The organism is Streptomyces brasiliensis (genome assembly GCF_014647875.1).
In the GTDB taxonomy this organism is placed as follows: domain Bacteria; phylum Actinomycetota; class Actinomycetes; order Streptomycetales; family Streptomycetaceae; genus Streptomyces; species Streptomyces brasiliensis.
In genome coordinates this window covers 443,488-456,062 of sequence record NZ_BMQA01000001.1, presented here as the reverse complement: position 1 = coordinate 456,062, position 12,575 = coordinate 443,488, and the positions used below count along the sequence as shown (strand labels likewise).

General features: G+C 72.3%; 12 protein-coding genes and 1 pseudogene. 6 read left to right on the top strand and 7 right to left on the bottom strand.

What is annotated here, in order from left to right; all coding sequences use genetic code 11:
• Window positions 1-8: 8 nt before the first annotated feature.
• Window positions 9-512: a methylated-DNA--[protein]-cysteine S-methyltransferase gene (locus tag IEZ19_RS02105; RefSeq protein ID WP_189309207.1), complete on the bottom strand. Its 504-nt coding sequence runs from the start codon at window positions 510-512 to the stop codon at window positions 9-11.
• 165 nt (window positions 513-677) lie between these two features.
• Between IEZ19_RS02105 and IEZ19_RS02100 the strand changes: the two genes are divergently transcribed.
• From IEZ19_RS02100 to IEZ19_RS02090, 3 genes are all read left to right on the top strand, one after another.
• Window positions 678-920: a hypothetical protein gene (locus IEZ19_RS02100; protein ID WP_189309206.1), complete on the top strand. Its 243-nt coding sequence runs from the start codon at window positions 678-680 to the stop codon at window positions 918-920.
• A gap of 3 nt (window positions 921-923) precedes the next feature.
• Entirely contained in the window at window positions 924-1,301 is a 378-nt protein-coding gene (locus IEZ19_RS02095; protein ID WP_189309205.1) for a toxin Doc, read from the top strand.
• Between the two features lie 482 nt (window positions 1,302-1,783).
• A complete protein-coding gene (locus tag IEZ19_RS02090) occupies window positions 1,784-3,406 on the top strand; it encodes an RICIN domain-containing protein (RefSeq protein ID WP_189309204.1) in 1,623 nt (540 codons plus the stop codon).
• Here IEZ19_RS02090 and IEZ19_RS02085 read toward each other — a convergent pair.
• From IEZ19_RS02085 to abmR, 3 genes are all read right to left on the bottom strand, one after another.
• Window positions 3,403-3,540 (bottom strand): hypothetical protein, encoded by a 138-nt coding sequence (locus tag IEZ19_RS02085; protein ID WP_189309203.1) that lies wholly within the window; start codon window positions 3,538-3,540, stop codon window positions 3,403-3,405. The two genes, IEZ19_RS02090 and IEZ19_RS02085, sit on opposite strands and share 4 nt — an antisense overlap.
• Window positions 3,537-4,706, bottom strand: a complete 1,170-nt coding sequence (locus tag IEZ19_RS02080; protein ID WP_189309202.1) for a lactate 2-monooxygenase — start codon at window positions 4,704-4,706, stop codon at window positions 3,537-3,539. Before IEZ19_RS02080 ends, IEZ19_RS02085 begins: the two co-directional genes overlap by 4 nt.
• A 369-nt stretch (window positions 4,707-5,075) precedes the next feature.
• The gene (abmR, locus tag IEZ19_RS02075) at window positions 5,076-5,639 is read right to left on the bottom strand and encodes an ATP-binding transcription factor AbmR (protein WP_189309201.1); all 564 of its coding nucleotides are present in this window, start codon (window positions 5,637-5,639) and stop codon (window positions 5,076-5,078) included.
• Between the two features lie 325 nt (window positions 5,640-5,964).
• Here abmR and IEZ19_RS02070 point away from each other — a divergent pair.
• Window positions 5,965-6,398: pseudogene (locus IEZ19_RS02070) on the top strand (protease inhibitor).
• A gap of 143 nt (window positions 6,399-6,541) precedes the next feature.
• On the opposite strand, the gene IEZ19_RS02065 reads toward IEZ19_RS02070, so the two are convergent.
• Entirely contained in the window at window positions 6,542-7,036 is a 495-nt protein-coding gene (locus IEZ19_RS02065; protein WP_189309200.1) for a methyltransferase family protein, read from the bottom strand.
• A gap of 101 nt (window positions 7,037-7,137) precedes the next feature.
• Window positions 7,138-8,640: an MFS transporter gene (locus IEZ19_RS02060; RefSeq protein ID WP_189309199.1), complete on the bottom strand. Its 1,503-nt coding sequence runs from the start codon at window positions 8,638-8,640 to the stop codon at window positions 7,138-7,140.
• 198 nt (window positions 8,641-8,838) lie between these two features.
• On the opposite strand from IEZ19_RS02060, the gene IEZ19_RS02055 reads away from it, so the two are divergent.
• Window positions 8,839-9,183 carry an ArsR/SmtB family transcription factor gene (locus tag IEZ19_RS02055; RefSeq protein WP_189309198.1) on the top strand — a complete coding sequence of 115 codons (345 nt, stop codon included), beginning with the start codon at window positions 8,839-8,841 and terminating at the stop codon, window positions 9,181-9,183.
• A gap of 6 nt (window positions 9,184-9,189) precedes the next feature.
• Entirely contained in the window at window positions 9,190-9,717 is a 528-nt protein-coding gene (locus IEZ19_RS02050) for an SRPBCC family protein (protein ID WP_189309197.1), read from the top strand.
• Window positions 9,718-9,721: 4 nt separating this feature from the next.
• Here the strand turns inward: IEZ19_RS02050 and IEZ19_RS02045 are convergent, their stop codons facing one another.
• Window positions 9,722-12,574 carry an NHLP bacteriocin export ABC transporter permease/ATPase subunit gene (locus IEZ19_RS02045; protein WP_189309196.1) on the bottom strand — a complete coding sequence of 951 codons (2,853 nt, stop codon included), beginning with the start codon at window positions 12,572-12,574 and terminating at the stop codon, window positions 9,722-9,724.
• Window position 12,575 lies beyond the last annotated feature (1 nt).

Genomic DNA, 12,575 nt, shown 5'->3' with positions numbered 1-12,575 from the left:
GCCCCCTCTCAGACGAGCGTGGGCTGGAGCGCGCCCTCGTGCGTCAGCAACCACACCTTGCGCTCGCCCCCGCCCGCGTAGCCGCGCATCGAGCCGTCGGCGCCGATCAGCCGGTGGCAAGGACGCACCAGCAGCAGCGGATTGGCGCCCACGGCAGCGCCGACCGCCCGGATCTCCGCCCGTGGCACACCCAGCAGGGAGGCCAGCGCGCCGTATGTCGTCGTGGTGCCGTACGGGATGTCGTCCAGCGCCTTCCACACGCGCCGCTGGAACGCGGTACCGCCGGGGGCGAGCGGCAGTTCGAAGCGGGTGAGCCGGCCCGTGAAGTACGCCGCGAGCTGGGCGGTCACCCCGGCGAAGGGCGCGTCGTCGCGTCGCCGGCCGGCGCCTGCGGAGGGAGCCCCGCGCTGCCCCGGCATGGACACGGAGGTGAGCGCGAAGCCGTCGGCCGACGTCTCGCCGGTGAGCAGCAGGTCGCCCAGCGGGCTCGCGTGGACGGTGTACACGGTCATCGGAGTCTCCTCGTTCCCGACTGTTCCGGCCTCCGAGTCTGCTGCCTCGCGCGCCTGGGCACCGGCGGAAATCGGACGTGGCGATCGGCCTCCGCAGGTACCGTTTGGCATATGCTGTGACCTGCGCTTATTTACGCGTAAGTACCTGCGCGGTACCGTAAGCGCATGCCAGCTCTCAATGTGGAGTTCAGCGAACGCGAGCTCGAGGACCTGCGCGAGATCGCCAAGGAGCGGGGGACGTCCATGAAGGCGCTCGTGCGCGAGGCCGCGGCGGCCGACATCGCCCGCCACCGAGCGCTGCAGGAGGGCGCGGAGGCTTTCCGCCGCTTCTTCGCCGCGCACGCCGACGAATTCGCCGCCGCGTTCCCGGACGACGAACAGCCCACCACCAAGGGCGAGGCCGCCTGACCGATGCCGCCGGTCCTGCACATCGACGTGCCCTGGCTGCTTCAGCGCCACGAGGAAGTACTCCCCGAGCAGCCCACCATCAACGACTTCTCCGCGCTGGTCGCCGCCGTCGCCCGGCACCGCGTCGACCCGCCCCGGCTCGGTGTCGACTCCGACCCCGCCTGGCGGGCCGCGGCGCTCCTGCACACCCTCGCCCTGCTCAAACCGCTGCCCTCGGCCAACGCCCGCTTCGCCTGCGCGACGGCCGTGGCCTACATGTTCGTCAGCGGCGTCGGCATCGACCCGCCGTACGGCGCCCTCGTCGACCTCGCCCGTGACCTGATGGACGGCAAGACGGACGTGTACGGCGCGGCCGACCGGCTGCGCACCTGGCAGATATAGGCAGACCTGGCGGACAGGGCCGGGCGCGGCCCGCCCGGCCCCCGGGGCCGCCGGCCGCGGGCGGGAGGAACGGGGCCGGCGGCCGGATGCGCACAGGAGAGCCGCCGTCCTGCGCGGGGCCTCCGGGAGGGGCCGCCTCCCAGTGGACTCCCCTGCCGCGTACGCCGGGAGCGTGCGCGACCGCCCGGCGCGTGCGCGTGCTTCACACGGGGCGCATGGAAACCGGGTGAAGCGGCTGCGAAGTGCCGGGCGCCGCAGCATTTCTGACTTTCTTTCAATGCTGTCGATGTGACGCGAGTGGCTTGTTGGCCGTATGAGACGTGTGCAAGGGTGAAAACGCCCGTGCGGGGGGTAAAGGCCGGGTCTCATTGAATGGTTGAGGAACCGGCGCCGACTCGGGCGCCGATGGATTTCCGGCTCCCCGTACGCGCGCCGAAAAGGTACGCACCACTCCGCACCACACGCACCAAAGGAATCCCTCCGTGCTCACCCCCCACCCCCCTCGTCCTCCCTATCCGCCGCCCGGCGCCGGGGCGGGTGAATCGGACGAGTCGCTCGCCGCCCCGCTGCGCGCCGGCTCGGACTCCGAGGCATCCCGCTCCGCCGCGCTGCTCATGGCGCGGCACTGGCAGCCGGCCCAGGACTACGCGGCCATCTGCCTGGCGACCCCCGGCACCCTCGCCCACATGGTCACCGCCGCGGCCTTCCATCAGATCCTCGACCGGCTGGTGCTGGGCGAGACGGCGGACGCGCTTCGGCCCCGGTTGCTGCTCGCCGTCCGCGACACGGTCGCCAACTGGTCCGCCGAGGACCGGATATCCGAGGTTCTCCCCGATCTCCAGAAACCGGCCGGCGGCCGCGGTATGCGCGCGACGAAGTCGATGACGCCCGAAAACCGCGCACTCGCCGAGCGCTCTTTCCAGGGCCTTGTGCCGATGGCGCAGTGCCTGCTGTGGCACACCGCGGTCGAGGCCGAGTCGATAAATGTCCCGGCCGCCCTGCTGGGGATGGACGCCGACTCGGCGGCGTTCGCGCTGGAACAGGCCAGGGAGAAATTCCGGGAAGGCTGCGTACGTGCCCACCGGGAACTCGCCCCGTCCAAGGACTGCCGCTTCTACAACCGCCTCCTCGACGTCCCGATCCGCCGCGGCGGCGCCCTGCTGCCCGACGTCCAGCGGCATCTGACGGGGTGCCGGTACTGCCGCCACGCCGCCGAGCAACTCGGCCACGTCGAGAACGGGCTCGGCCTGCTGCTTGCCGAAGCGGTCCTCGGCTGGGGAGGCCGCCGCTATCTCGACTCGCGTCCCGGCCGCGGACGTCCGGCGGGAGCGCGCGGCCGGGGCGCCTCCCGGCACGGCGGCGGACGCCCGCACGCGGGAGCGCGCCACCGGCTGCTGGCTCGCATCCCGCTGTCCGCGCGCCGGGCCCCCGGCGCGGTCCGCTCGTCCAGAGCGCTGCTCACCGGAGTCGGCATCGCGGGTGCCGGGCTGCTCGCGACCGTCCTCGCGGTCGGCGCCTGGCCGGACGGCGGTGACGGCACCGACCCCGTCGCCTCCACCAGCGCGTCCGGTGCCCGCCGCACCCTGCCCGGGGCCGACACCCAGGCGCCGCCCGCCGTGACCCGGCAGACGCGGCTGCGCAACGCCGAGTCCGGCCTGTGCCTCGACATCAAGGGCGGGCCGGAGCCCGGTGCGGGCGTGGTCCTCGCGGTGTGCACCTCGTCCTGGACCCAGCAGTGGACGTACGAGGACGACGGGCTGCTGCGCAGCGTGGCCGGCGCGGACCTGTGCCTGGACTCGCACGCGGACGCCGGCGTCGTCATCCTCGGCACCTGCGCGGACACGAAGAACACGCGGGGTGACGACGTGCGCTACGACCTCACCGTCCACGGCGAGTTGCTGCCCCGCTGGGACGAGACGCTCGCACTCGCCGCCACCGGCCGGGACCCCGGCGCAGAAGCCGTCGTCAAGGTCCGCGACCGCTCCGCCGGCGAGCGCTGGCTGACCGACCCGGTCCCGGCGACCGACGGTTCCCTGTCGATCGGCGGCACCGGGAGACCGCCGGCACGAGCCGCGGAGCTGTCGGACCGGGTGGCGGGACGTTAGGTCACGACGTCGCGCGGCGCGTCCCCCGCGAGAGGCCCGGTCGCGTTCTGGTCGGCCGTCAGGGCTGTCCGGACCACCGTCTCGCGGGTGACGCCGCCGACGTGCGGAGCGACGAGGTCCCCCGGGAGGCTCACACGGACTGCTCGACGAGGTCCGCCGGGCCGAGCGAGCCGGGAGTGGCGTGTCCCGACAGGGCCAGGGTGAGGTCGAACTCGGCCAGCAGACAGCGGATCACGTGCTCCACGCCCGCCTGACCGTCCAGGGCGAGACCATAGACGTACGGCCGCCCCAGCAGGACCGCCCGCGCGCCGAGGGCGAGGGCCTTGAACACGTCGTCGCCGGTGCGGACCCCGCTGTCGAACAGCACGGTGAGCCGGTCGCCGACCGCCTCGGCGACCCGGGGCAGGGCGTCGGCCGCCGCGATCGAGCCCGCCACCTGCCGGCCTCCGTGGTTGGACACCACGACTCCGTCCATGCCGGCGTCGACGGCGAGCCGCGCGTCGTCCGGGTGCACGATGCCCTTGAGGACGATCGGGCCGTCCCAGTTCTCCCGCAGGAACGCAAGGTCCGGCCAGGTCTTGCCGGGGTCCGCGAACATGCCGACGAAGTGCAGCACGGCCGCGTTCGGATCCTCGTGCACCGGCTTGGTCAGACCCGCCTGGAACGCCGGGTCCGAGAAGTAGTTGGCGGTCCCCACCCCGTGCAGGAACGGCAGATACGCCTGGTCGAGGTCGCGCGGCCGCCATGCCAGCAACGGTGTGTCCAGCGTGACGACCAGTACCGAGAACCCGGACGCTTTCGCCCGGTTCAGGAAACTCCGCGTCACTTCACGGTCCTTGGCCCAGTACAGCTGGAACCACCGCTCGGCGTCCCCCATCGCCTCCGCGACCCGCTCGATCGGGGTACTGGACGCGGAGGACAGGACGAACGGCACCTCCTGCGCGGCTGCGGCCCGCGCGGCGGCGGTCTCCGCCTCCGGGTGCATGATCGACAGGACGCCGATGGGCGCGAGCGCCAGCGGGGCGGGCAGCGCGCGGCCCAGCACCTCGGCCGACAGGTCCCGTTCCTGCACGTCCCGCAGCATGCGCGGCACGATCCTGCGCCCCTGAAGGGCGGCCCGGTTGGCGCGCGCGGTGCTGCCGTCCCCGGCGCTGCCCGCGACGTACCCGACGGGACCGGGGCCGAGCCGCTGCTCGGTCAGCTCCTCGAGGCGGGTGAGATCGGTGGGCAGCCGGGGCACCGTCCCGGTCATCCCGTTGAGATAGATCTCGTACTGGAAGTCCGCCCAGTGCTTGGCCATCCGCCCGCCCCGCCTCTCGTCGTCGAGTCTGCGCCCGCTGACGATACTCGTGGGTAAGTGCGGGTCCGTCCACGGGGGATGCGCCGCGGACCAGGCCGGAGCAGCCGGGCTACCGCCCGCACGGGAGCGCCGTCCGCGCCGGGCAGCCGCAGCGGGAAGAGAAACGCCCCCACCTCCCGCTCGCCCACGAGCGGCCCAGGCCGGTGAGGTCCTCGTCGATCACCCCGCCCGCGCCGCGCAGCACCCGGTGCGAGGGCAGCCCCGGGGAACGGCTGTCCCGGCCGCGGGGGTCGCGCGGCACGGGCGGGGACGTTCTGGCGGGGTCCGCCGACGGTACGGCACCGGGCGGGACCCCGGCCGGAGGACGTCTCATCCGTCTTCCGCGTCGTCGGCGGACGAATCAGCCACCTCCTCGGCGTCGGGACCCTGGGAGCGCACCCGCTGGACGTGTTCGAGTGACTCGCGCAGTTCGCTGAGCCAGTCGTCGGTGTGGCGCTGGACCAGGCGCACGCACCAGGCCAGGGCCTCGCTGCGGCTGCGGGCCACACCCCCGGCGATCAGGGTGTCCAGGACCTGACGCTCCGGCTGCCGCAGCCGGGTCATCACGGGCGCCGCGATGTGCGTGAACAGGGCCCGCTCCGTCCCGCACACCACACCCCACGACACCTTGCGCCGGAACCGGTGCTCGGCCTCCCGGGCCACGGTCATGCGGCTCTCCCGGGTGCGCTCCCGGAACTCCTGGATCCGGCCCTGTACGGCCGCCTCCCGCTCGGCGTCCGAGGCGTCCTCGGCGAGCCGGGGTTCGGGAACGCGGCCGATCACGGTGATCTCCTCGCGGTCGACGGTCACCTCGACCAGTTCCTCGAAGAGATCGTCGGGCAGACGGCCGGCGAACCAGCCGCGCAGTTGCTGTCGCTGCTCCGTCGTAATCATGTAATGACGATTACTCCGTTGCGTCATGAACACAAGGGATCGCCGAGAGGTCTGCCGAGAGCTGAACCGGAATGTTTCAGGACGATCGGTGAGGCACCGGAAACCGGCCACCCGACCGCATTCGCTGATCAAGAACGGCCGGGTTCCGGGGTCGGCACGCTCGAATTCCGTGACTTCGCGCCACTGATTCAACACGCAAAGTTACTGAAAGCTGTGGGTCGGATGTGAGTTCCGGCGGCGGACTCGGCAGACTCGCGCTCGCCGTTTCCGGGACCGACCGCTCCGGAGCCGGCAGTCGGACGAATCGAGCGGAAGGATGCACACCATGCGGACCACCGCGCTCTGGGCAGCGACCCTCGGCCTCACGGCCGCGCCGTCTGCGGACCTCTGACCGGGGCCGCCGCCGCCTCGCCGGGCGCCGCCCCCGCGTCGCTGTACGCCCCTTCGGCCCTGGTGCTCACCACCGGACACGGCGACGACGCGGCCACCGTCACCCCGGAGCGCGCCGTCACCCTGACCTGCGCCCCGACGGCCTCCGGCAGCCATCCGGCCGCGGCCCGGGCCTGTGCCGAACTGCGCGGCGCCGACGGCGACTTCGACGCCCTCACGACCAGAGACGACGTGCGTTGCACGAAGGAGTACAACCCGGTGCTCGTCACGGTCCAGGGCGTCTGGCAGGGCCAGCGGGTCTCCTACGAGCGCACCTTCGGCAACGAGTGCGTGAAGAACTCCTTCGGGGCGGGTGTCTTCACGTTCTGAGGGACCGGGATCGCCCGGGTTCGCCGCATTCGCGGGATCAGGCTCGCAGCTGGGGAGTGCGAGCCCCCGCGGGAACCCGCGATCTCGCACCGGGGGTCGGCAGGGCGGAGTGGGGCCCCCTGCCGGCTCCCGGAATCACCGTCTCAGGCGTCGGCCCACGGGGTGCGCCGCGGCCACCAGCCCGGCACCGCCCGCCGGTAGCGCTCGTAGTCGGCGCCGAACCGCCGGGTGAGGTCCGGTTCCTCGTACCAGTGCACGAACGCCCACATCAGCACGGCCGCGCAGCCGCCGTAGCCGAACACCACCGGCCGGGCCAGCAGCAGCCCCTGACCGCCGAGCACCGCGAGCACGGCCAGATAGATCGGGTTGCGGACGTACCGGTACGGCCCGGTGACCACCAGCCGTCGGGGCGGCGCGAACGGCGCCGGGGTGCCGAGCCCTTGCAGGGCGAACCGCGTGAACGCCGCAAGGATCAGCGCGGTGCCCGCCGCCAGCGGCACCACCCCGAGCAGCCGCAGTGGCAGCCACCAGTCACCGGCCCGCCAGCCGGTCAGCCACCACGGCACCAGGACGGCCGCGCTACCGGAGACGACGATCAGGAAGAGCGCACTGCCCAGTGCCGCCGACGACTTGCGCATACGGCCACCATGACAGCGAAGAGGGGCCGCCGTCTCCCTGTGGACGGCGGCCCCTCGGACCGGTCGGCTCCCGGCAGCGGCCCTGCGGAGCCCTCGTGGCATCACATGTGGACGACCTGCGCGGCGGCCGCGTCCTGCTCGGGCACCCCGCGGCGGAAGAACACGAACGCGAGGACCGCGCCCGCCGCGAAGAAGCCCGCCGACCACCAGAAGGCGGTGGTGTAGCTCTCGATGGTCGCCTGCGCCTGGACCAGCTTGCTGGTGGCGTCCCGTCCGGCCAGATAGTCCGTCGCGGCGCTCGCCGCCAGGGTGTTCAGCAGGGCTGTCCCGACCGAACCGCCCACCTGCTGCATGGCGTTGACGGTCGCGGAGGCCACACCCGCGTCCTCGGCGGCGACCCCGCCGGTGGCCAGCTGCATCGCGGGCGGCATCACCAGGCCGAGACCGACACCGGTCACGATCAGCTGAGGCAGGACCGCGGTGACGTAGTCGGAGCCGACGCCGATGCCGGTCAGCCAGGCCATGCCCACCATGGCGACGGCGAAGCCCAGCGGGATGACGACCTTCGGGCCGATACGGGGCAGCAGGACCGTGGTGCCGAGCTGTGCGGTGACCATCAGGGCGCCGACCATCGGCAGGAACGCCGCACCCGTCTTCGTCGGACTGAAACCGAGGTTGAGCTGCAGGTAGTAGGTGAGGAAGAGGAACACGCCGAACATACCGGCGCCGGTGATCAGCACGGCGAGGAACGAGGCCGCCCGGTCGCGGTCCAGCAGGATGCGCAGCGGCAGCAGCGGGTGCGCGGCCCGGGTCTGCCACCAGGCGAAGGCCGCCAGCAGCAGCCCGCCCGCGAGCAGGAAGCCCCAGGTCAGCGGTGAACTCCAGTCGTGTGTCTCGGCGTTGGAGAAGCCGTAGACGAGGGTGAACAGACCGGAGGCGACCAGGACGGTGCCCGGCACGTCCAGCTTGGCGCCGGCCGCGTCGCGGTGGTTGGACAGCAGGACCCAGCCGCCGGCGAAGGCGACGACCGCGATGGCCACGTTGACGTACAGCGTCCAGCGCCAGTCGAGCGCGTCCGTCAGCAGACCGCCGAGCAGCAGGCCCACCGCACCGCCGGCGCCCGCGATGGCGCCGTAGACGCTGAACGCGCGGGCCCTCTCCCGGGCGTCGGTGAACGTCGTGTTGAGCAGCGACAGCGCGGCCGGTGCGAGAAGTGCGCCGAAGGCACCCTGCAGGGCGCGCGCGGTGACCAGCATCCCGAAGCCGGTCGCGGCACCGCCGAGCGCCGACGCGACGGCGAATCCGACCACGCCGACGAGGAAGGCCGGCTTGCGGCCGAAGAGGTCGGCGATACGACCGCCGAGCAGCAGCAGGGAGGCGAAGGCGAGCGCGTACGCCGTGACGATCCACTGCCGGTTGCCGTCGGAGAAGCCGAGGTCGGCCTGCGCCGACGGCAGGGCGATGTTCACGATCGTGGCGTCGAGCACGACCATCAGCTGGGCGACGGCGACGATCGCGAGGATCCACCACCGCCGGGGCGAGGCGGCCGGCGGCGCCTCCTCGGCGCGCGTCACGGCGCCGTCGGTCAGGGTCTTCTGGGGCATCGGGAACCACTCCGGGGAAGTCGTTCGGGTTCGAGGTCCACGGCTCACGGCAAAGGAACCATAAACGAAACTGTTTCGTACACATGAGCCTAGACCCCAGTGAGCGAAACGGCAACGTTTCGCTAGCGGGGTGGCTAGAGTCTCAGCGAATTCCAATATTCCTTGACGGGCATATAACCGTCGAGGCATATTGAACTCATGTCCGACTCCGCGCTCTGGACCGCCCTCGCCGACCCCCACCGACGGGCCGTCGTCGCCCTGCTCCTGGAGCGGTCCCGGCCCGTCGGGGAGATCGCCGAGGCGTGCGGGCTGAGCCAGCCGAGCGCCTCCAAGCATCTGAAGGTGCTGCGGGAGGCGGGCATCGTGCGCGTACGACAGGACGCGCAACGCCGGGTGTACGCCCTCGACCCGGCGCCGATCGCCGCCCTCGACGCCTGGCTCGCCCCCTACCGCAGACTGTGGAACCGCAGCCTGGACGCGCTGGGGCGCCGCCTCGACGAGGCGCCGGACGACAGCACCGAACCCTCCACCCCGAAGGACTGAGCCACCATGTCCGCCGAACTCACCGGTACCTACCTGACCTTGGGCGACGGCCGCCCCGCCGTCCGCTTCAGCCGCACCTACGACCACCCGATCGACCGCGTCTGGCACTTCGTGACCAATCCCGGCGAACTCGCCCAGTGGTTCCCCTCCCGTGCCGAGATGGAGCTGCGCCCCGGCGGCACGATCAGGTTCAGCGGCGACCCGAACATGCCCGAGTCCACGGGCCAGGTCCTCGCCGTCGACCCGCCCCGGCATCTGTCCTTCGACTGGGGCGGCGACGAACTGCGCTTCGATCTGGAGGAGTTGGACGAGGCGCGCACCCGGTTCACCCTCACCAACGTCCTCGCCGCCGAGGACACGGCCGCGCGCAACGGCGCCGGCTGGGAGGTGTGCCTCGCCGCCCTGGACGTGAAGGTCCACGGCGAGCGCTTCGAGGGGGCGCACGCCGGGCCGAGCGCGCCCTGGAAGGAGTTCTACGACGGCTACCTCGAGGCCGGCGTCCCCTCCGGCGCGCCCGTCCCCGGCCTCGACTGAACCGTCACGCCAGCTGCCGCCGCACCAGCTCGTGCAGCCGCCCGCCGGTGTCGGCGAGCAATTGTGCGGGCGGCCCCTGCTGGGCGATCTTGCCGTCCTCCATCACGATGACGCGGTCGGCGTCCAGGACCGTCGACAGCCGGTGCGCGATGACGACGCGCGTGGCGTTGAGCTTGCGCGTGCTCTCGATGACCGTGCGCTGGGTGTCGTTGTCCAGGGCGCTGGTCGCCTCGTCGAAGAAGAGGATGCGCGGGCGGCGGATCAGCGCCTGGGCGATCATCAGCCGCTGCCGCTGCCCGCCCGAGACCGCACCGCTCCCCGAGACGATCGTGTGCAGGCCCATCGGCATCCGCTTGATGTCCTCCGCGAGCCCCGCCATCTCGGCCGCCGCCATCGCCTCCTCCGGCGTGTAGGGCTCGGTGCCGCAGATGACGTCCAGGATCGAGCCGGTGAACGGCTGCGCGTGCTGCAGCACCACCCCGCACTGCCGCCGCACGGCCGACTGGTCGAGCGCCGCCAGGTCCTGCCCGTCGTACAGCACGCTCCCCGAGACCGGCCGGTCGAAGCCGATCAGCAGCCTGAGCAGCGTGGACTTGCCGCAGCCGCTCGGGCCGACGATCGCCACGAACTCGCCCGGCCGGACGTCGAACGACACGTCGTCCAGGACGAGCGGGCCGTCGTCGGCGTAGCGGAAGGACAGCCGGCGGGCCTCCAGGGCCCCCGACAGCGAGCCGGGCCGGGTGCTCGCGGTGCGGACCTCGGGTGTCGCCTCCAGGACCGGCCTGATCTCCTCGAACAGCGGCAGCGCGGCCACCAACGACACGAAGGAACCGGTCAGCTGGGTGACCGAGGTGAGCAGCATCGTCACCGACGTGTTGAAGGTGAGGAACGCCGCCGCGGACATCGTGCCCTTCGCCGGACCCGCCAGCAGCATGAACATCAGCAGCGTGCACACCGGCAGATACACGGAACCCATCACCGTGGTGAGGTTCTTGATGCGGCCCACCTTCTGCTGGAGCTCGCGGCTGCGCGCGAACTCGCTCGCCCAGGCGGCGTACGCGTAGTTCTCCGCCGCCGCCACGCGCAGCTTCGGCAGGCCGCGCAGCGTCTGGAACGCCTGGTTGTTCAGCTTGTTGCCGAGTACCACGAGCCGCCGCTGCCAGCGCACCTGCCACAGGCCGAGGCCCAGGAACACGGCGGCGATGACCACGAGCATGCCGATCGCCGCGAGCGCCATCGACGCACTGAACCAGAACAGCAGGACCAGGTTCATCGCGCCGACCGTCACCGACTGCGCGACCACCGGGCCGACGCCCGCCAGCAGCCGCCGGATCGCGCTGATGCCCATGGCCGCGCTCGCCAGCTCACCGGTCGAGCGCTCGGTGAAGAACTTCGTCGGCAGGCGCAACAGCCGGTCCCAGACGGCCGGTTGCAGCGTCGCCTCGACCCGGCCCTCCAGGCGCAGCATCGTGAGGTTCTCGAGCAGCATGAACGCGGCCGCCACGACACCGCTGACCATCACCGCCAGACAGACCTGCACGATGAGACCCGTCTGGGCCTTCGGCACGTACTCGCCGAGCACCTTGCCCGTCGCGACCGGCACCAGCGCGCCGATCGCCACCGTCACCAGACCGGCGAGCAGCAGGCCGGTCAGATCGCCGCGGGTGCCGTGCATGCTGAACCGCAGCAGGCCCAGCGGGCCCAGCTGCCGGTCGGGGAGCGGGCGGTAGAACATCACCGCGCGCGGTTCGAACTCCTCCGCGTTCGCCTTCTCGATCGGCGTCTCCCGGCCGGTCGCCGGATGGACGGCCATATAGCCGCCGCGCCGCCACAGCAGCGCGACGGGCGCCCCCGACAGCGCCCGGTGCCCGACCAGCGGGCCGACGTCGTCCCGCCACCAGGCGCCGTTCAGCCGGACCGCCCTGGTCCGCACCCGGGACGCCAGGGCGACCCGCTCGACGGGGTCGAGGCGCTCGCTTTCGGTGCCGCTCTGCGCCGGTTCGGCGAGGGTGATCCCAGCGGTCCGGGCGACCAGCTTGCAGGCGGCGTACGTGGCATCGGCGTCGGCGGCAGTGGTGCGCTTCGCCGACGCCTTCCCGATGGAGGCGAGGAGCGTCCGGTCGGCCTGGGCGCGAACCGCCTCACCGGCCTTGATCCCGGCGGCCGTGCGCGTCTCGTGGGTGTGCTCCAGCTGCTCGATCCAGCGGTCGAGGGTGGTCAGCAGCCGGTACTGCTGGTCGACCACGCTCTGCCACAGCGCCGGGTCCATCAGCAGGTCGGCGGCGGCCTCGGCGCCGTACAGGGAGCCGTACTGCACACTGCCCGGCGGCACCTGCATCCAGAACACGTCGTCGTCGTCCCCCATGCTCGAATACGCTCGCACGGGGGCACCCCCACCTTCGGCCTCGCGCTCGGTCGCCATGGGTGCCTGGAAGAGGACCGACAGGCCGCGGCCCACTCCGAGAGCCAGGGCGTACTCCAGCGGGCTCGTCGTCGGCGGTACGTACTGCGGGTTGCCGTACTCGTCGTACGACCACGTCTGGGTGTCCGGCGGCTGGTACAGCTCGCGCAGGCCGATCCGGCGCACGACACAGTCGCGCAACGGGCGCGCCACCAGGGTGTGCTGGGGCCCGGCGACCGGGCCGAGCAGCAGGGCGCCCGCCTCGAGCCGGCCCAGGTGGTGCCAGTGGCCCTGCTGGACGGCGTCCACCGCGAACAGGTCCAGGGCGCCCGCCGCGACCAGCCACAGCACCTGCGGGCCTTCCAGGTCGAGGCGGTTGAAGCCGCTGCAGTCGACCGGCGTGCCCAGCGCGCCGAGCGCGCCGAGGACCAGATCGCCTTCGTGCACGGAGGTCATC

What these genes read in the sequence shown, in the direction of transcription:
- IEZ19_RS02100 (WP_189309206.1), top strand. Translation starts at nt 678, where the DNA reads ATGCCAGCTCTCAATGTGGAGTTCAGCGAACGCGAGCTCGAGGACCTG.
- IEZ19_RS02055 (WP_189309198.1), top strand. Translation starts at nt 8,839, where the DNA reads ATGTCCGACTCCGCGCTCTGGACCGCCCTCGCCGACCCCCACCGACGG.
- abmR (WP_189309201.1), bottom strand. Translation starts at nt 5,639, where the DNA reads ATGATTACGACGGAGCAGCGACAGCAACTGCGCGGCTGGTTCGCCGGC.
- IEZ19_RS02080 (WP_189309202.1), bottom strand. Translation starts at nt 4,706, where the DNA reads ATGGCCAAGCACTGGGCGGACTTCCAGTACGAGATCTATCTCAACGGG.
- IEZ19_RS02045 (WP_189309196.1), bottom strand. Translation starts at nt 12,574, where the DNA reads ATGACCTCCGTGCACGAAGGCGATCTGGTCCTCGGCGCGCTCGGCGCG.
- IEZ19_RS02105 (WP_189309207.1), bottom strand. Translation starts at nt 512, where the DNA reads ATGACCGTGTACACCGTCCACGCGAGCCCGCTGGGCGACCTGCTGCTC.
- IEZ19_RS02050 (WP_189309197.1), top strand. Translation starts at nt 9,190, where the DNA reads ATGTCCGCCGAACTCACCGGTACCTACCTGACCTTGGGCGACGGCCGC.
- IEZ19_RS02060 (WP_189309199.1), bottom strand. Translation starts at nt 8,640, where the DNA reads ATGCCCCAGAAGACCCTGACCGACGGCGCCGTGACGCGCGCCGAGGAG.
- IEZ19_RS02095 (WP_189309205.1), top strand. Translation starts at nt 924, where the DNA reads ATGCCGCCGGTCCTGCACATCGACGTGCCCTGGCTGCTTCAGCGCCAC.
- IEZ19_RS02065 (WP_189309200.1), bottom strand. Translation starts at nt 7,036, where the DNA reads ATGCGCAAGTCGTCGGCGGCACTGGGCAGTGCGCTCTTCCTGATCGTC.